Source organism: Pantoea sp. SO10, assembly GCF_005281435.1.
Classification (GTDB): Bacteria; Pseudomonadota; Gammaproteobacteria; order Enterobacterales; family Enterobacteriaceae; genus Pantoea; species Pantoea leporis.
Genome location: NZ_CP040095.1, coordinates 3726781 through 3745767 on the forward strand (window position 1 = coordinate 3726781; position 18987 = coordinate 3745767).

Sequence of the window (18987 nt, forward strand, 5' to 3'; positions counted from 1 at the left end):
ATTAAGTTTGAATAATTTCTGCCCTAAACATTTAGCCCACTTTGCCGTTGATCTTGTACCCCTTCAATAATCTCAAAAGGTACTTTATGAAGCGTCTTTCTCTCAGCGCCATGGGTCTCGGAATCAAGCTGTCTGTATTGACGTCTTTGAGCGTGGCAATTGTGCTATTTACGCTGACCTTGACCCTGAGCCATAACGCGGCACGTCAGCTGGAGCAACTGGCCACCGATGATATGCAGAATCAGGTGCAAGGCATTAATGAAATGGCCACCATGTTCAACGCCACGCTGTCGGAAGAGGTGGCGAATTACACCAAACTGTTCCAAAGCTTCCTGCCAAAACGTTTTAGTCGTGACGACAGCGAACGTGTGCAGGTAGGTGAATTCAGCACGCCAACGCTGCGAGCGGGATTGAAAACCCTCAACCTCGATCAGATCGCGGTAGATGATTTTCTCGATCGTACTGGTGCGGTATCCACCATCTTCGTGCGTGACGGCGAAGATTACATCCGCATCGCCACCTCGCTGAAAAAAGAGGATGGCAGCCGCGCGGTGGGCACCAAACTGGATCGCAGCAGCGCCGCCTGGCGCAGCGTCAATCAGGGCACGGTCTATCGCGGCCTGGCGACGCTGTTTGGCCATCGTTACATTACGCAATATCAGCCGGTGCAGGATAGCAGCGGCGCGGTGATCGCTATTCTGTTCGTCGGGGTACAGATCGACGCGCAGTACGCGCTGATGCGTGACAAAGTGCTGGCGCGCCATCTTGGTGACAGCGGCACCTTCTCGGTGTTGAATGGGACGCCGGGCAGCAGCCAGGGCCAATATCTGTTTGATCGTCACGCTGAAGGCAAACTGCCGCGCTGGGATAACGCCACGCAGCAGCAATTGCTTAGCCAGCCGAAGGGATTAGTGGCGATTGAACTGGATGGCGAAACCAAACTGCTGGCGTGGCAGCAGCTGCCGGGCTGGAACTGGATCATCGCCGGTGAAGTGAGCCGTGCCAGCCTGCTGGCGCCAATCACGCACAGCCGTAACCTGTTTATGGCGATTGGCCTGGCGCTGGTGATCGCGTTTGCCATTGGCTTTATGTGGTACAGCCGCCGCGCCATCACGCGTCCGCTGCAGCAGGTGATCCATCTGGCAGAACAGTACGCCGCTGGTAATCTGCAGGCACATCTCGACTCTTCACGTCGTGATGAGATTGGTCAGTTGGTCAGCGCGATCAACGGCATTGGCGATGGACTGGAGAAAGTCGTTAGTCAGGTACGTTCGGCGGCGCGGGAAATCAGCAGCGGCACCGATACCATCGCCGCCAGCAGCTCCAGCATCAGCGAGCAGATTGGCCGTCAGGCCAGCAGCGTGGAGGAAACCTCGGCCAGCATGGAGCAGTTTGGCGCCACCGTGGCACAAACCGCTGCCAACGTGCGGCAGGCGATGGCGCTGGTCGGTGAAGCGGCTAATACCGTGAATCACGGCGGCAGCACCGTGGCACGTTCGGTGGAAACCATGTCGGAGATTCGCGTGGCGTCGCAGAGCATCGCCGATATCACCCATGTGATTGAGTCGATCGCCTTCCAGACCAACATTCTGGCGCTCAATGCCGCGGTTGAAGCCGCTCGCGCCGGTGAACACGGTAAAGGCTTTGCGGTGGTCGCGGCGGAAGTGCGCGCGCTGGCACAGCGCAGTGCTACGGCAGCCAAAGAGATTGATGGATTGATTGCCAGCTCCATCGATAAAGTGGCGGCCGGCCATACGTTATCTGAGCAGACGCGCGATGCGATGAGCCATATCGTCAATCACATCGAGCAGGTTAAAACGCTAATGGGTGAGATCAATATTGCCGCGCAGGAACAGGCGGCGGGCATTGGTCAGGTGAAACTGGCGATGAATCACATCAGCCAGGCCACGCATCAAAGCAGCGATATGATTAACCAGTCAGAAACCACCGCCAATCATCTGAGTAAGAAAGGGCATCATCTAACGCAGCTGGTGAGCATTTTTCATCTGAAGGACTAAAAGCCACAGGAAGATGGCTTACACTTGAGCCATCTTCCTGCTTCAGGAGTTGCTATGCGTACTCTCTATTTGGCCTTAACGCTGCTGCTCAGCGGCTGCGCCGCTTTCACCACCACGCCACAAGCTCCGCCGCCGCCCATGCAGCACGCGCAGGAAATTTCACGCGCGCAGAGTATTGGCCTGCCGAAGCTCGGCACTATCACCACCACCACACGCGGCTCGCCGGATGATGCGCAGCGCGCTATTGCCGCGAAAGCCAATCAGGCGGGTGCGGTTTACTATCAAATTCTGATGCTGGATGAAACCACCCTTCCCAGCTTCTGGTACGCCACTGCCACTCTGTATGGCGCGCCGTCAACCGGCGCTGCAGCGCAACAGTAAGCGCGCGCAGAGATCGTCGCTTAATGCCCGTGTGCCGCGCAGATCAAGCTGCTGCTGACACCAGCCATCGGCCAGCGGCGGCTCTGCCACTTTCAGCAGAATCGCGGCACTTGCCAGCTGCAGTAACTCGCGCGTGATTTCTCGCGCCTGCCCTTCACGCGGGTTGGCGAGATGCAAGCGTAATTGCCGCCAGCGGCGATCAAAGTGACGATTGCTGCCCTTCACCGCCTCAAACTCATCATGCAGCATGGTCATCACCTCGGCGTGACGACCGAGCACCCGCATGACATCCAGGCACATCACATTGCCGGCGCCTTCCCAGATGCTATTCACTGGCATCTCACGATAAAGACGCGGCAGCTCGCTCTCTTCGCAATAGCCAATGCCGCCCAACACTTCCATCGCTTCTGCCACAAAAGGCATGCCCGCCTGGCAGATCACAAATTTGGCGGCGGGTGTGAACAGACGTGCGTATAAGCGCTCATGTTCGCTGGCCGGTGTTGACCAGGCGCGCGCCAGCCGCAGCAGCAGTGCGGTTTGCCCTTCCAGCTGTAGTGCCTGTTGCGCCAGCACCGCGCGCATCAACGGTTGATCGATAAGGTTCTTGCCCATCACCTGACGCTGCTGCGCATGATGCACGGCAATCGACAGCGCACGGCGCATCTGTCCGTGACTGCCCAGCGCGCAGTCGAAGCGCGTCATGCCGCCCATTTTGAGGATCAGCCGCACCCCTTCGCCCTCTTCGCCCATCAGCCAGCCGATAGCATCCTGAAATTCCACTTCAGCGCTGGCGTTGGAGCGATTGCCGAGCTTGTTTTTAAGGCGTTCGATGCGAATAGCGTTGCGCGTGCCGTCCGGCAGCAAGCGTGGCAGGAAGAAGCAACTCAATCCCTGTGACGTTTGCGCCAGAATCAGATGCGCATCGCTTTGCGGGACCGAGAAAAACCATTTATGGCCGGTGATGCGATACGCTTCGCCCGCCCCGCGCACGCCGAGCGGTTCGGCGCGTGTGGTGTTGCTCAACACATCGGTGCCGCCCTGTTTTTCCGTCATGCCCATGCCAATCAACAGACCGCGTTTCTTGTTGCCAGGCAGATGATGCGCATCGTAACGATCGCTGAGCAGCGCTTCGCGCCAGTCAGCGTAGGGTTCAGGCAGATGATTCTGCAGCAGCGGAATGGCGGCGTGCGTCATGGTCACCGGACAGAGCGAGCCGGCTTCCACTTGGGCATGCAGGATAAATCGTGCGGCACGCGCCACCATCGCCTGTGGCTGCACGTCGGGCTGCCAGCTGAGATTGTGAAGCCGACTGGCGCATAATCCCTGCATCAGCAGATGCCAGGCGGGATGAAAACGCACTTCGTCAAGGCGTTCACCGCGCGCGTTGTAGCGCAGCAGTTCAGGCGCTTCGACGTTAGCTAAGCGGCCTAGTTCAAGGGATTCGGCGCTGCCAAGTTGCAAGCCGACGGAAGCCAGCCATTCGCGATCCCAGCTGGCACCTTCGCGTGCAACGGCCTCGCACAGGGCGATATCGCGCGTGAACAGATTGCTGTTACTGAGTGGATGGGGCTGATTAAATACGGTGTGAGTGGTCCAAATCATATATCGTCCTCCTCATACTCATTTTTCAAGTATGAAGAGGATGTGCAGTTATGCCTGGCCTGGAAAATTTTTTGCGGCGGGGATCACGCCTGACGCTGACGAACGGCTTCGAACAAGCACACGCCGGTGGCAACTGACACGTTGAGTGACGAGACGCTGCCTGCCATTGGGATGCTGATCAGCTCATCGCAATGCTCACGCGTTAAACGACGCATGCCTTCACCTTCCGCGCCCATCACCAGCGCCATTGGGCCGGTCATTTTGCTTTGGTAAACGGTGTGATCGGCTTCGCCTGCGGTGCCCACCACCCAGATGTTGTATTCCTGCAGCAAGCGCAAGGTACGCGCCAGGTTGGTGACGCGAATCAACGGCACGTTTTCCGCTGCGCCGCTGGCCACTTTCTTCGCGGTGGCATTCAACGGTGCTGCGCGGTCTTTTGGCACGATGACCGCATGCACGCCCGCAGCATCCGCGCTGCGCAGGCAAGCACCGAGATTATGCGGATCGGTAACGCCATCCAGCACCAGCAGGAACGGCTTCTCAAGGCTCTGCAGCAGATCCGGTAAATCACCTTCCTGATACTGCTTGCCCGGCTTCACGCGCGCCACGATGCCCTGATGCACGCCGCCTTCAACCTGGCTATCGAGCCATTGACGGTTCGCCACCTGCACCGGGATTCCCTGAGCTTCCAGCGCGAGGATCAGCGGCTGCAGGCGACGATCGTCGCGGCCTTTAAGGATAAAGACTTCCTGAAAACGCTGAGGATCGCGCTCCAGCAGCGCCTGCACGCTATGAATACCAAAAATTATTTCACTCATTACTTTGCTCAAGGTTGGATTTAGATCGTTGAATTCGGAGATTCAGGTGCGCAGGAACGCGCACCCTACAACGGTTTCGTCAGGTCGCCCTGCAAGGCGACCAAACTATCAGGCTTCGTCAGGCTGCTTCTTCGACGCGCGCTTAGACTTGGTGGCGGCGGCGATTTTACGGGTTTTCTCGGAGACTTTTTTGCCTTTTTTCTCGGTTTTAGCCGGTTTTTCAGCAACCGCAGTCTTTTTCTTTTCGCCGCGGAACGCTGAATCAGGTTCGAAAGTGCCCTTCTTGCCGGCATCACGACGACGCTTGGCTGGCGGTTTGCCACCGCGTTTCTCGCGCTCACGTTCGGTTTTGCCTTCGCCGCGCGGTACACGCTTGCTGGAGATCAGCGCGAAGTCGATTTTACGCTCGTCCATATGCACGGCTTCAACGCGCACTTCCACCGCATCGCCCAGACGATAAGTACGGCCGCCGGATTCACCAATCAGACGCTGACCCACCGCATCGAAGCGATAATAGTCGTTATCCAGCGAGGAAACGTGCACCAAACCATCGATAAACAGTTCGTTAAGACGCACGAAGAAACCAAAGCCGGTCACACTGGAGATCACGCCGTTGAACACGTTGCCGACCTGATCCTGCATGAAGTCACACTTCAGCCAATCGGCAACATCGCGCGTGGCTTCATCAGCACGGCGCTCGGTCAGTGAACAGTGCTGGCCCAGCTGCAGCATCTGCTGCATGTCGTAGTGATAGCCGCCGGTCGGCGTGGTGATGCCGTCCACTTCGCCGCGCTCTTTTGCCAGCAGATATTTGATGGCGCGATGCAACAGCAAATCCGGATAGCGGCGAATCGGCGAGGTGAAGTGCGCGTACGACGCCAGCGCCAGGCCGAAGTGACCCCGGTTTTCAGGATCGTAAACCGCCTGTTTCATCGAACGCAGCAGCATGGTTTGCAGCATTTCTGCGTCTGGGCGATCGGCCACTTGCTTCAGCAAGGCGGCATAATCGGTCGGGTGTGGCTTAGTGCCACCCGGCAGGCTTAAGCCCAGCTCGTTCAGTACGGTACGGAAGCTTTTGATGCTGTCTTCGCTTGGACGATCGTGATCGCGGAACAGCGCAGGCTCTTCATTTTTCTCAACAAAACGCGCCGAGGCGATGTTGGCGAGAATCATACACTCTTCAATCAGCTTATGCGCATCATTGCGTGAGGTGCGCTCAACGCGCTCAATGCGACGCTCGGCGTTGAAGATGAACTTGGGTTCATCGGTCTCAAACGAAATGCCGCCACGCTGCTCGCGCGCGGTTTCCAGCACCTGATACATGTTGTGCAACTCGTGCAGATGAGGAACCTGAGCCGCGTATTGTTCACGCAGATCGGCATCACCTTGCAGAATGTTCCACACTTTGTTGTAGGTCAGTCGCGCATGGGAATTCATCACCGCTTCATAGTGTTTGAAACCGGTAAGTTTGCCGCTGGAGGAGATGGTCATCTCACACACCATGCACAAACGATCAACCTGCGGATTCAGCGAGCACAAGCCGTTGGAGAGAATCTCCGGCAGCATCGGGATAACCTGCGACGGGAAATAGACCGAGGTGCCGCGCTGATGCGCTTCATCGTCCAGCGGCGTGCCCGGACGTACGTAATAGCTGACGTCGGCAATGGCCACCCATAAACGCCAGCCGCCGCCGCGTTTCTTCTCGCAGAAAACCGCATCATCAAAGTCACGCGCATCTTCACCATCAATGGTGACCAGCGGCAACTTACGTAAATCAACACGTCCCAGCTTCGCTTCTTCCGGTACTTCTTCTTTCAGCTTAGCGATCTGCTTCTCAACTTCTTCCGGCCATGTGTGCGGGATTTCATGGGTGCGCACCGCCATATCGACCGCAAGGCTGGTGCCCATATCGTCGCCCAGCAGCTCGGTCACTTTGCCGATCGCTTTGGTGCGACGCGTCGCACGTTGGGTGATTTCAACCACCACCACTGAACCCATACGCGCGTTAAGCGTTTCTTCTTGCGGGATCAGGATGTCAAAACTCAGGCGGCTGTCATCCGGCACCACAAAACCAGTACCTGCATCGGTAAAGTAGCGGCCGACGATCTGGCTGTTACGTGGCTCAAGCACGCGCACCACGCGCGCTTCACGACGACCTTTACGATCGGCGCTGCCTGGCTGCGCCAGAATCACGTCGCCATGCAGGCAGAATTTCATCTGCTCAGCAGAGAGATAGAAATCATCTTTCTGACCTTCTACGCGCAGGAAGCCATAGCCATCGCGATGGCCAATCACTTTACCGCGAAGCAGATCAAGACGTTCTGGCAGGGCGTAACATTGACGGCGAGTAAACACCAGCTGGCCATCGCGCTCCATGGCGCGCAGACGACGACGCAGCGCTTCCAGCTGCTCTTCGCTGGTGATATTCAATTCCTGCGCGATGTCATCGCGGCTGGTCGGCTTTTCGCGTTTTTCCAGCAGTGCCAGAATAAATTCGCGGCTTGGAATTGGGTTTTCGTATTTTTCAGCTTCTCTATCCTGATAAGGATCTTTTGACATTACGGTTCCTCCGATGTCATTTAATTTGGATTGCCACCGGCGGTTCGGACAATAAAAGTTGGTACAGCGAATCGTTATCTTTGACCAAATCGGCCAGCGTATACTTGTCCAGTTCCTTGAGGAATAGCTGGACCGCATCGTGCAATGCTTTACGCAAACGACAGGCTGGCGTGATCACACACTCGTCGCAGTTCACGAGCTGCAATGGCTCCATTCTTCGCACCACATCGCCAATGACGATTTTTTCCGGGTCCATGCCTAAACGAATTCCGCCGTTTTTACCGCGTGTTGCGGCGACAAAGCCAGCCCGGCTAAGTTGATTGATGATTTTAACCATATGGTTACGCGACACCCCGTAGGTATCGGTGACTTCGGTAATGTTGGTCTGCTTACCTTCCGGTAACGTCGCCATGTAAATCAGGGCACGCAGACCATAATCGGTAAAACTTGTTAGCTGCACATATACCTCAGTGAATCATCGAACGTTATGGTTATGCGCCGGTCGGCGTGATGTTTAAATATGATGATAAACCAGAGCGTGGTGGCCGGTGCGTTTTTTTCCGGCAAGTATCGATATTTGCAAGAAAAAATAGAGTGAGTGGAGTCAAAGATTAGAAATACAAAGGCCGGACGGAGTCCGGCCTGAGGAGATTATGCGTCGAACGGGTCGCGCAGAATCATGGTCTCACTGCGGTCTGGGCCGGTAGAAATAATATCAATCGGCACACCGGTCACTTCTTCTACACGTTTGATGTAGTCACGTGCAGCTTGCGGCAGACCTTCCAGCGTCTTGACGCCGAATGTGGTCTCGCTCCAGCCTGGCATGGTTTCGTAAATCGGCTCAATGCCTTCCCAGCCTTCAGCTGCCAGCGGCGTGGTGGTCATTTCGCGGCCATCTGGCATGCGATAAGCCACACAGATTTTCACTTCTTTCAGGCCATCCAGCACGTCCAGTTTGGTCATGCAGAAACCTGACAGGGAGTTGATCTGTACGGCACGGCGAACGGCAACCGCATCCAGCCAGCCGGTACGACGACGACGACCGGTGGTCGCGCCGAACTCGTTACCTTGAGCACACAGGAACTCGCCGGTTTCATCGAACAGTTCGGTCGGGAATGGACCGGCACCCACGCGCGTTGAGTAGGCTTTCACGATACCCAGCACGTAATCAACATACCGTGGACCAATACCTGAACCCGTCGCTACGCCACCTGCGGTGGTGTTTGAGGAGGTCACGTACGGATAGGTACCGTGGTCGATATCCAGCAGCGTACCCTGCGCACCTTCAAACATGATCAGGTCGCCACGCTTGCGCGCGCCGTCCAGCAGATCAGACACATCAACCACCATGCTGGTAATGATATCGGCCACAGCCAGCGTATCACTCAGCACTTTTTCGTAGTCAACTGCGTCGGTTTTGTAATAGTTAACCAGCTGGAAGTTGTAGAAATCGACGATCTCTTTCAGCTTCACCGCAAAGGTTTCTTTGTTGAAGAGATCGCTCACGCGCAGACCGCGACGTGCCACTTTATCTTCATAGGCAGGACCGATACCGCGACCGGTGGTGCCGATAGCTTTAGCGCCACGCGCTTTTTCGCGCGCCACATCCATTGCTACGTGGTACTGCAGAATCAATGGGCAGGCTTCAGAGATCAACAGACGTTCACGTACCGGCACACCGCGCTCTTCCAGACCTTTCATCTCTTTCATCAGCGCTTCAGGCGACAGGACAACGCCGTTACCAATGATGCTGGTAACGTTTTCACGCAGAATGCCAGATGGAATTAAGTGGAGGACGGTTTTTTCACCGTTGATGACAAGTGTGTGGCCTGCATTATGGCCACCTTGGTAACGCACGACGTAATTCGCGCGTTCTGTCAGAAGGTCTACGATCTTACCTTTACCTTCGTCACCCCATTGGGTGCCCAGTACGACGACGTTCTTACCCATTTTTTCAAAATCACCGATTGCTTAAAAATGGATTCTACCACCTGACTTTTACTCTTTCAGCACTTTTAGCATACGATTGCGCTGTTTTTTGCCTGAGTTTTGCTCAGCTCACAACATGTTGGGGGAACAGCGGCCAACAGACACAATTGAGTCGGGCGGCCTCACATAATTTCAGGCTGATTAACGCGCATGCATACTGATCATGGCGTAAATCACCACGCCGGCCACCACTAAACCGCCACCAAAACGATGCAAGAGACGATCGGGCAACTGCGTCATCGCCAGAATCATCCGCCGCCACGCACGTGGCATAAACATCGGTCCAAGTCCTTCCAGCACCAAAACCAAAGCCAGCGCCATCCAGATGGTTGAGTTCATGATTTTTTCCCAAAAAAAAGGCCGACAACATTGTCGGCCTGGACTTTATATCAGTTCTTAACGCGTGGCGTTAGAGGGCGCTTTCATATAGCGGAAGAAATCGCTATCCGGGCTCAGCACCAGCACATCCTGATTGTCTGAGAAGCTATTCTCATAGGCGCGCAGGCTGCGGATAAAGGCATAGAAATCCGGATCCTGGCTGAAGGCATCAGCAAACAGTTTTGCCGCTTCACCATCACCTTCACCGCGCGAAATCAGCGCTTCACGCTGTGCTTCTGCCAGCGTGCGCGTAACCTGATAATCGGCCTGTGCACGCAGTTTCTCTGCCTCTTCCTGACCTTGTGAACGCTGACTACGCGCTACCGCTTCACGCTCGGCGCGCATACGGTTGTAGATCGCGTCAGACACTTCAGTCGGCAGGTTGATCTGCTTGATGCGCACGTCGACAACTTCAATACCTAACGCAGCCATGCTGTTCGGGTTTGGTGCCGGCTCACTGCTGTTGGTTTCACGTTCTACACGTGCTGCCGCACTCGCAATCGCATCATCCGCTGCTGGCGTCTGAACGTCATCATCATTGCCAGCGCTGCCGGTGTTCAGGGCATCACGCACGTCGGTGGTTAAACGGCCACGTGAATCAGTCACGATGTCTTTCACATCCAGACGACCCATTTCAGAACGCAGACGGTCACTGAACTTACGTTTCAGCAGCACTTCTGCCTGAGAAACGTCGCCACCACCGGTTGCCAGGTAGTAACGGCTGAAGTCACTGATGCGCCACTTGATGTAAGAATCAACGATCAGGTCTTTCTTCTCTTTGGTAACAAAGCGGTCAGCCTGGTTATCCATGGTCTGAATGCGCGCATCCAGTGATTTCATGGTTTCGATAAACGGAATTTTGAAATGCAGACCCGGTGCGTACACCAGCGGTTTGTTTTCGTCATCACGCAGAACCTTACCAAAGCGCAGCACGATGCCGCGTTGGCCTTCCTGCACCACGAACAGTGACGCGTAAAGCACCACCAGCACTACAATAATTACGGCGATGATTGGCTTACGCATCGATTACTCCCTCCCCTGGCGCTGGGTATCGTTGCGCAGCGCATTGGCGCGACGCTGATCCATGATGCTGTCTGGACTGTAAGATGAAGAATCTCCACGGCTCGCATTACTATCGGACGACGAAGGAGACTTCATTAGATTCGTCATTTTCTGACCGCCCTGGCCAGATGCCTGACCACCGCGCATCAGTTGATCCAATGGCAGGACCGTCAAATTATTACCACGATCGCTGATCAATACCTTGCGGGTATGACTCAGCACACGTTCCATGGTTTCAATATAGAGACGCTCTTTCGTGATTTCTGGTGCAGCTTTATATTCAGGCAGCAAGCGAGCAAAACGCGCCACTTCACCCTGCGCTTCTAACACCGTACGTTCTTTGTAAGCACGACCCTCTTCGAGGATACGTTGCGCCTGACCATTAGCACGCGGCTGAACTTCGTTCGAATAAGCTTCAGCTTCACGGACGTATTGTTCACGGTTTTCACGCGCGGCAATCGCATCATCAAACGCGGCTTTTACTTCTTCTGGTGGGCGCGCCGCCTGGAAGTTTACGTCCAGCAGGGTAATACCCATGTTGTAAGGACGGATAGTCTCGTCAAGCTCACGCTGAGTTTCGCTACGTACCACGGTACGACCTTCCGTCAGGATGCGGTCCATGGTCGAGCGACCAATCACGCCACGCAAGGCGCTGTCGGTGGCCTGACGCAGGCTGTCGTCGGCGCTGGTCACGGCATACAGATAACGCTCAGGATCGGTCACGCGGTACTGCACGTTCATCTCAACGCGCACTACGTTTTCATCCGACGTCAACATCACGCCAGACGCCGCCAGTTCACGTACGGCTTCTACGTTTACGGCGCGAACCTGATCGACGAAAGTCGGTTTCCAGTTGAGGCCTGGCTCAACCAGATGGCTAAATTTGCCAAAGCGCGTGACGACGCCACGTTCCGCTTCTTTGATGGTGTAGAAACCGCTAGCCGCCCAGATAACGACTGCCGCTACGGCAACAATGCCAACCACTTTGCCACCGCTACCGCCGCTGCGCTGGCCATTGTCATTCTGTTTGCCACCGCCCAGTCCGCCGAGTTTTTTACTCAACTTTCGGAAGATATCATCCAGATCAGGTGGTCCCTGATCGCGACCTCCTTTATTTCCCCCAGAGTTGCCGCCTTGATTATTGCTGCTTCCCCACGGGTCGCGGTCCTGTCCGTTATTTCCGGGCTGATTCCACGCCATGTTTCTACTCCATTTATTGTATTTACGTTTTTTACCCTTCATCTTTCGGATTGCAGCTTCGTTGGCTGCCTTCGTTCACCCCAGTCACCTACTGATGTAAGCTCCTGGGGATTCACTCAGTTGCCGCCTTGCTGGAATCCGAAATATTCGGGTAAATCCTGCACATACGGCCTGCAACGATAATGACGACAATCTAAAAGATATTGAGTAAAGGCGTTTGGGCAATTTCAAACAATATAACTGGCTAGCGAAGGCTCTTGTTTACACAGACGACGCCAATCAACGATCGGCATACGCACGTGCAAACTCACACAGCCATCATCTTCATTCCATTCTTTTTCTATAGCATGCAACTGATAAAAACGACTGCGCAAACGGCCCGCTTCCGGCGGCAGACGTAAATCGTACTGCGCGATTTCACCGGCTAAACGCTCCGAGAGCGCCTGCCACAGCAACGGCAGACCCACGCCGCTCTGTGCAGATAACCACACACGAATCGGCTGGTTCTCTTCGTTGCGATCGATACGCGGCACAAAGTCCTCAAGCATATCGATTTTATTCATGATCAACAGCGCCGGAATTTCGTCAGCTTCAATCTCTTCCAGAACTTCATTTACCGCATCAATGTTGTCATTCACACGCAAATCGGCGGCGTCAATCACATGCAGCAGCAATGTCGCCTGACGCGTTTCCTGCAGCGTGGCTTTAAACGCCGCAACTAAGTCGTGCGGCAAATGACGGATAAAACCAACGGTGTCTGCTAACACCACTTCACCCACATCCGCCACATTCAGACGGCGCAATGTCGGATCAAGTGTCGCGAACAGTTGATCCGCTACGTACACATCCGCAGAGGTAATCGCGTTGAACAGGGTGGATTTACCGGCGTTGGTGTAACCCACCAGCGAAACGGTTGGCACGTCAGCTTTGGCACGCGCTTGTCTGCCCTGATCGCGCTGTTTTTCGACGCGTTCAAGACGGGAGAGAATCTGACTGATACGGCCACGCAGCAAGCGTCGGTCCGTTTCCAGCTGAGTTTCACCCGGACCACGTAAACCGATACCGCCTTTCTGGCGTTCAAGGTGTGTCCATCCGCGAACCAAACGGGTTGCTAAATGGCGTAGTTGTGCCAGCTCGACCTGCAATTTACCCTCATGGGTGCGGGCGCGCTGGGCGAATATATCGAGAATTAAGCCGGTGCGATCGATTACGCGACATTCGCACAGCCGTTCAAGATTACGTTCCTGAGCAGGAGTTAAGGCATGATCGAATAAAACGACCGATGCTCCACTCGCTTTTACCGCATCGGCAATTTCAACTGCCTTTCCTTCACCGACAAAATATTTGGGATGTGGCGCTTTACGGCTGCCCGTAATGACTTGCAGCGCTTCAACGCCCGCAGAAGAGACAAGAGTTTCAAACTCCTGCAAATCTTCCAGCTCTTTGTCTTGGGAGAACCAGATGTGTACCAGTACGGCCTGCTCACCGGCATCATAACGGTCAAACAAGCTATAACCTCGCTAAAATAAAATAACCAGGACAGGAAAACGTGCTCGTTCTCCAGCCCTGGCTTTACGGCAGCGCAAAATTACTCTGCGTTATCGCCGTCTTGTTGTGGCTGCGACTGAGCGCTTTGATTGCTTCCGCTGTGATGATAGTTGCTGCTACCACCGCTGCCGCCCGCGTTATTGCTATGGTGCGACACTGGACGAGAAGGAACCACTGTAGAGATGGCGTGTTTATACACCATCTGGCTGACCGTGTTTTTTAACAGAATGACGAACTGATCAAAGGATTCAATTTGCCCTTGCAGCTTAATACCATTCACCAAATAGATCGAAACCGGTACACGTTCACGACGCAATGCGTTCAAAAACGGGTCTTGTAAAGATTGCCCCTTAGCCATTCTATCTTTTCCTTATATGCTTGTTGTTTGTTGCTTTAAGAACCGTGGTTCAGAAAAACTGCGTAAAAATTTGCGCACGATAACGGACCAATTGTACACAATCATCCCTGCTACGCACTAACTACCTTAAGCACCGCATTACGCGCTAACTCTGGCTCATCACTGTTTAACCAGTGTACTTCAGGCCAGCCACGTAACCAGGTCATCTGGCGTTTAGCGAGCTGCCGAGTGGCGCAAATTCCCCGATAAACCATTTCGTCGTAATCGATTTCACCTGACAAATAAGACCACATCTGGCGATAACCTACACAACGAATGGAAGGCATGTCCGTATGCAAATCACCTCGCGCAAACAGTGCACGAGCCTCCGCTTCAAATCCTGACGCTAGCATCTGGTCGTAACGCAACGCAATGCGTTGATGTATCAGTTCACGACTCGCAGGTGCGATAGCAAACTGGTACACGTCGTAGGGTAACGCTTCGCCGGAGGTTTTTGTCAGTTCCGTTAAAGTTTTACCCGAAATAAAAAAAACTTCCAGTGCTCGCGAAAGTCTCTGCGGATCATTCGGATGAATACGACTACCGGCGACCGGATCGATTTCACACAGCTGACGGTGCAGGGCTTCCCACCCTTTCTCCGCCGCCATTTGCTCTATTCGCTGACGCACCCCGGGATCGGCCGAGGGCAACGGCGACAATCCTTCAAGTAACGCCTTGAAGTAGAGCATGGTTCCACCAACAAGCAACGGAATCTTCCCCTTCCGGGTGATATCCGCCATTTCTGCCAACGCATCGCGACGAAATTCTGCGGCGGAATACGCTTCCGACGGATCGCGAATGTCCAGCAAACGATGGGGCGCCAGTGCTAACTCTTCTGCCGACGGTTTCGCCGTGCCAATATCCATCCCGCGATAGATTAAGGCAGAGTCAACGCTAATAAGTTCCACCGGAAGTTGCTGACGCAGCGAAATCGCTAATGCCGTCTTACCGGAGGCGGTAGGCCCCATCAAAAAAATTGCCTTTGGCCGGCTAGCCTGGTTTAGTTCACTCATGCTTCAACGCGTTTAGCGCGCTCTCAATCTCAATGGTCTGTAACAGACCTGAAGGCGGCGACTTCAGCAGTTGCGGACAAAGCCTTTCCAGCTCTGCCAGCAGTGCAATCGCCTGCGAGTGATTCCAGTGAGCGTCTTCTGCCTCATCTCGACGCGCCAGCCATTGGGCCAACGTGGATGCAGAAACCTCTTGCTGCCGGGCCAGGTAGCCTAACAGTTCTGGAATCAAGATTTGTAAATTTTGTGTTCGTAACGGTAAAGGCACCGCGCGCAACGTCACGTGTTGCCCTTCTCGTTGTAAATCAATGCCCATCTGGCTCAGCAGCGCGGCATGATCGGCGATGGCGGCCAGCTCGGGCGCAGCAATTTTCAGGCGCACCGGGATCAGGAGCGGCTGCGGTTTTAAACCCTCTTCCCCTGGTTCAAGCTGGGCCTGTTTTAGCCAGCGCGCCGCCACGGCCAGCGATAACAATTGCAATGCGCTACCACGCTCCAGCAGCGCATAACGATCCTGCAAAACGCTTAACACGCGGCCGAAGCTTTGCGCATGGGCGGCCAGCGGCGCTTCACGCTTTTCCGGCAGACGTACCGGAGCCGCGGCAGGAACTGGCGCAGCGCGCGGCGTTTCTACCATCGGCGTTTTCATCAACTGCTTATAGGCATTACCTTCACGCGCACTGTAAACCGGCTCTTTGTTCTGCCAGTTCGCACTCGCGGCCGCAGAAGCGCCGCCGCTGCGTGGCGTGTTGCTGGGTTGTGCAAAGTGGTTCGCGCCTGCCGCCTGACGGTTTTCTGGCTGCCACTTCGGCGCTGGTTCTTCGGCGTGGGCGATGGGCAATTCCGGCGCGCGGCTGGCTTGCAACGCACTCATCACGCCTTGCCAGATAAAATCATGTACCAGACGCGACTGATGAAAACGCACCTCGTGCTTAGCCGGATGGACGTTGACATCCACCTGATGCGGGTCGATCTCCAGATAGAGCACGTAAGCTGGCTGCTGATCGTCACCAAGCTGCGTTTGATAAGCCTGACGAATCGCGTGATTGATGAGCTTGTCGCGCATCATGCGTCCGTTGACGTAGCAATATTGCAGATCGGTAACCTGGCGCGAACCCTGAGGATCGGCGACCCAACCGCGCAGCGCTAAATCATCGTGCTGCCACTCAATGCGTAAAGCGTGCTGCATAAACGTGGTGCCGCAAATGGCCCCTAAACGCCGCTCCCGCTGCGCATCTTCACTGACCGCGCGATACTGACGCATTAACTTACCGTTGTGGCTAAGCGAAATAGCGACGTCAAAGCGTGCCAGCGCAATACGACGAATCACCTCATCGATATGGGTAAACTCGGTCTTTTCAGTGCGCATGAATTTGCGGCGAGCGGGCGTGTTATAGAACAGGTCGAGCACTTCCAGCGAGGTGCCCACCGGATGCGCAGCCGGTTTCACCGTCACATCCATGTCGCGCCCTTCCGCGTAGGCTTGCCAGGCTTCGCTTTGGTCGGCGGTGCGTGAAGTCAGCGTTAAACGAGAAACGGAACTGATACTGGCAAGCGCTTCGCCACGAAAGCCGAGGCTCATGATCGCCTCAAGGTCATCAAGCGAAGCAATTTTGCTGGTCGCATGCCGCGCCAATGCCATTGCAAGCTCGGCTTTGGCGATGCCGCAGCCGTTGTCGCGAATGCGGATGAGCTTCGCGCCACCTTTCTCAATATCGACGTCAATGCGCGTGGCGCCGGCATCAAGGCTGTTTTCCACCAGCTCTTTTACGACCGACGCCGGGCGCTCAACCACTTCGCCTGCGGCAATCTGGTTCGCCAGCTGCGGCGGTAAAATCTGTATTGGCATGGTGGTGATCCTTCTGGCTGGTTGGCTCACGGGGAGCCAACAATCAGGATTGCGGAATTTTTAAGTTTTGCCCCAGCATCACATTGCTCGACTTCATATTATTCGCCTGCATGATGGCTTTTGAGCTCACGCCATAGTGCGCGGCAATCGCCGTGAGGGAATCACCCCGCACCACTTTATGCCGGGTTGGACGACTCGCCGCCACGCTGACGCTGGATTTCGCGGGCACCTTCAGGCGCTGTCCCACCCAAACCACATCGCGCTTCAGGCTATTCATCTCACGTAACGTCGCCATGCTCACGCCATATTTTGCCGCGATGCCCGACAGCGTTTCGCCACGCGTGACGGTATGACGCTGCGTTGCGCCGGTATATTGCACCGTGCCGGTCGCCGGGTTGCTGGCGACGCTAACCGCTGGTGCGCTGTCCAGCGGCCGGTTTTCCTCCTTTGGGATCGATTGCAGCGGATGCGTAAGGAAATAATTGCGCAGGCCTTTATAAATCGACTGCGCAATCTTCTCCTGATACGCGCTGCTGCCAAGCAGCCGCTCCTCCGCGGCATTACTAATAAAGCCGGTTTCGACCAGTAAAGAGGGAATATCCGGGGAACGTAAAACGCCAAGGCTGGCATGTTCCGGCAGACGCTTATGCAGCGGCGTAATACCGCGCAACTGCTGCAGGACTTTGACGGCGACGTCATAACCTACACGCTGTGAATGACCAAACTGCAAATCCAGCACTGCCTGGCTAAGATAGGGATCGGCCTGGCTGTTCGCCAGCAGATCCCCTGCGCCGCCCAGCAGCTCAGATTGTTTTTCTTTCTGTTCCAGCCAGTTCGCCATTTCGTTATTGGCGCGGCGGTTGGACAGCACCCAAACCGATGCGCCAGTGGCTGAGTGATTTGGCGCGGCGTCGGCGTGAATGGATACCAGCAGATTCGCGTTCTCTTTACGCGCCACTTCTGAGCGGCCCATTACCGAGATGAAATAGTCGCCGTTACGCGTCAGCACCGGTTTGAACATCGGATCCTGATCCATCAGCGCTTTCAACTTACGCGCAATTGAGATGGTGACATTTTTCTCGTGCAAACCGTGCTGGCCGGATGCGCCGGGATCCTGACCGCCGTGCCCGGCATCAATCGCCACAATTACCACATCGTTGCGACTAACCGAGTTGCCGGGACGCACGGTGGTATTGCTGCTGGTCACCGCTGTCACCTGATTGGCGTTGAACGGATTGCCTTGGCTGCTGCTGCTCGGCTGGCTTTCACGCGCGGTGGTAACAGGCGCGGCAGCGGCCGGGCGCTTCGCTGGCTGCGTCCCACGAATGGTGAACACCACGCGATAATTACTGCCATCGCGCTGCGTGCTGGCGCGCGTCTGCGCGGGCTGCGTCAGTTCGAACACTAAACGCAGGCTTTGCTTATCCTTCGGCTGGCTATGGCGAATGCGCTGCACAATATTTTCGCCGCTAAAATTGAGCGGCAAACCTTTAATCGCGCCGCTTTGACGAATATCCAGCACCACACGATTGGGATTATGCAGCGGGAAAAAACCATACACGGGCTGACCGTTAAAGCTCAGAGTAACGGTGGCCTGGCTATCGCCATTCTCGACTTTGATATCCGATAACGTGGCAGACAACGCCGAGGCAGAAAACAGGCACAGCAAGCCCAGTACAATGATTTTCATCCGTGACATCATGCCGGATCCCTGCCTTGCTGGAATTGGGTTAACAGCGCTTCGCCCGTGGCGGAAATCGCGCTTATTTCGGCTTCACGCGCCGCATCCACGTAGCGCAACGTCAGCGCTAAATCGGGCTCAGGCAGCACGCCGGTGCCCCTCTGCGGCCACTCCACCAGACAGAGCGCATCGCCGGTGAAATAGTCGCGGATGCCCATGAACTCCAACTCTTCGGGATCGGCAAGACGATAGAGATCGAAATGGTATAGCGTGCGAGAGCCGAGCTCGTAGGGCTCGACCAGCGTATACGTTGGGCTTTTTACATTGCCTTGATGGCCGAGCGCCTGCAGAAAACCACGGCTAAAGGTGGTCTTACCGGCACCCAAATCGCCATAAAGATAGATCACCAGCGCGCTGTTGCAGACGCGCGCCAATTGCGCACCCAGATTCAGGGTTGCCGCCTCATCGGGCAAAGGGATAACACAGGTCTTCATG

16 protein-coding genes are annotated in these 18987 nt (G+C 55.3%); 2 read left to right on the forward strand and 14 right to left on the reverse strand.

Annotated features, from left to right (window positions below):
- Positions 1-86 precede the first annotated feature (86 nt).
- A complete protein-coding gene (locus tag FCN45_RS17160) occupies positions 87-2018 on the forward strand; it encodes a methyl-accepting chemotaxis protein (RefSeq protein ID WP_137386603.1) in 1932 nt (643 codons plus the stop codon).
- 54 nt (positions 2019-2072) lie between these two features.
- Positions 2073-2399: a biofilm peroxide resistance protein BsmA gene (bsmA, locus tag FCN45_RS17165; protein ID WP_137386604.1), complete on the forward strand. Its 327-nt coding sequence runs from the start codon at positions 2073-2075 to the stop codon at positions 2397-2399.
- Here bsmA and FCN45_RS17170 read toward each other — a convergent pair.
- The 14 genes from FCN45_RS17170 to tsaE all read right to left on the reverse strand — a co-directional run bounded on the left by FCN45_RS17170 (position 2373) and on the right by tsaE (position 18986).
- A complete protein-coding gene (locus FCN45_RS17170; RefSeq protein WP_137386605.1) occupies positions 2373-4001 on the reverse strand; it encodes an isovaleryl-CoA dehydrogenase in 1629 nt (542 codons plus the stop codon). The two genes, bsmA and FCN45_RS17170, sit on opposite strands and share 27 nt — an antisense overlap.
- 83 nt (positions 4002-4084) lie before the next feature.
- Positions 4085-4819: a 23S rRNA (guanosine(2251)-2'-O)-methyltransferase RlmB gene (gene rlmB / locus FCN45_RS17175; protein ID WP_137386606.1), complete on the reverse strand. Its 735-nt coding sequence runs from the start codon at positions 4817-4819 to the stop codon at positions 4085-4087.
- Positions 4820-4927: 108 nt separating this feature from the next.
- Positions 4928-7378, reverse strand: coding sequence for a ribonuclease R (gene rnr, locus FCN45_RS17180; RefSeq protein WP_110867435.1), 2451 nt, complete (start codon positions 7376-7378; stop codon positions 4928-4930).
- 16 nt (positions 7379-7394) lie between these two features.
- Entirely contained in the window at positions 7395-7838 is a 444-nt protein-coding gene (gene nsrR / locus FCN45_RS17185; protein WP_008103609.1) for a nitric oxide-sensing transcriptional repressor NsrR, read from the reverse strand.
- Between the two features lie 191 nt (positions 7839-8029).
- Positions 8030-9328 carry an adenylosuccinate synthase gene (locus FCN45_RS17190; RefSeq protein WP_008103611.1) on the reverse strand — a complete coding sequence of 433 codons (1299 nt, stop codon included), beginning with the start codon at positions 9326-9328 and terminating at the stop codon, positions 8030-8032.
- 180 nt (positions 9329-9508) lie between these two features.
- Positions 9509-9706 (reverse strand): DUF2065 family protein, encoded by a 198-nt coding sequence (locus FCN45_RS17195; protein ID WP_008103612.1) that lies wholly within the window; start codon positions 9704-9706, stop codon positions 9509-9511.
- A gap of 57 nt (positions 9707-9763) precedes the next feature.
- Complete coding sequence (gene hflC, locus FCN45_RS17200) at positions 9764-10768, reverse strand: protease modulator HflC (RefSeq protein ID WP_101762865.1); 1005 nt, start codon at positions 10766-10768, stop codon at positions 9764-9766.
- A gap of 3 nt (positions 10769-10771) precedes the next feature.
- Complete coding sequence (hflK, locus tag FCN45_RS17205) at positions 10772-12007, reverse strand: FtsH protease activity modulator HflK (protein WP_101762864.1); 1236 nt, start codon at positions 12005-12007, stop codon at positions 10772-10774.
- Between the two features lie 227 nt (positions 12008-12234).
- Entirely contained in the window at positions 12235-13515 is a 1281-nt protein-coding gene (hflX, locus tag FCN45_RS17210; RefSeq protein WP_007892011.1) for a ribosome rescue GTPase HflX, read from the reverse strand.
- An 80-nt stretch (positions 13516-13595) separates the two neighbouring features.
- Positions 13596-13913 (reverse strand): RNA chaperone Hfq, encoded by a 318-nt coding sequence (gene hfq / locus FCN45_RS17215; RefSeq protein ID WP_101762863.1) that lies wholly within the window; start codon positions 13911-13913, stop codon positions 13596-13598.
- Between the two features lie 110 nt (positions 13914-14023).
- Entirely contained in the window at positions 14024-14965 is a 942-nt protein-coding gene (gene miaA / locus FCN45_RS17220; protein ID WP_137386607.1) for a tRNA (adenosine(37)-N6)-dimethylallyltransferase MiaA, read from the reverse strand.
- Entirely contained in the window at positions 14958-16811 is a 1854-nt protein-coding gene (gene mutL / locus FCN45_RS17225; RefSeq protein WP_137386608.1) for a DNA mismatch repair endonuclease MutL, read from the reverse strand. The genes miaA and mutL overlap by 8 nt, the downstream gene beginning before the upstream one ends.
- A 43-nt stretch (positions 16812-16854) precedes the next feature.
- Positions 16855-18513: an N-acetylmuramoyl-L-alanine amidase AmiB gene (amiB, locus tag FCN45_RS17230; protein WP_137386609.1), complete on the reverse strand. Its 1659-nt coding sequence runs from the start codon at positions 18511-18513 to the stop codon at positions 16855-16857.
- Positions 18510-18986, reverse strand: a complete 477-nt coding sequence (gene tsaE, locus FCN45_RS17235; RefSeq protein ID WP_137386610.1) for a tRNA (adenosine(37)-N6)-threonylcarbamoyltransferase complex ATPase subunit type 1 TsaE — start codon at positions 18984-18986, stop codon at positions 18510-18512. The genes amiB and tsaE overlap by 4 nt, the downstream gene beginning before the upstream one ends.
- Between the last annotated feature and the right edge of the window lies 1 nt (position 18987).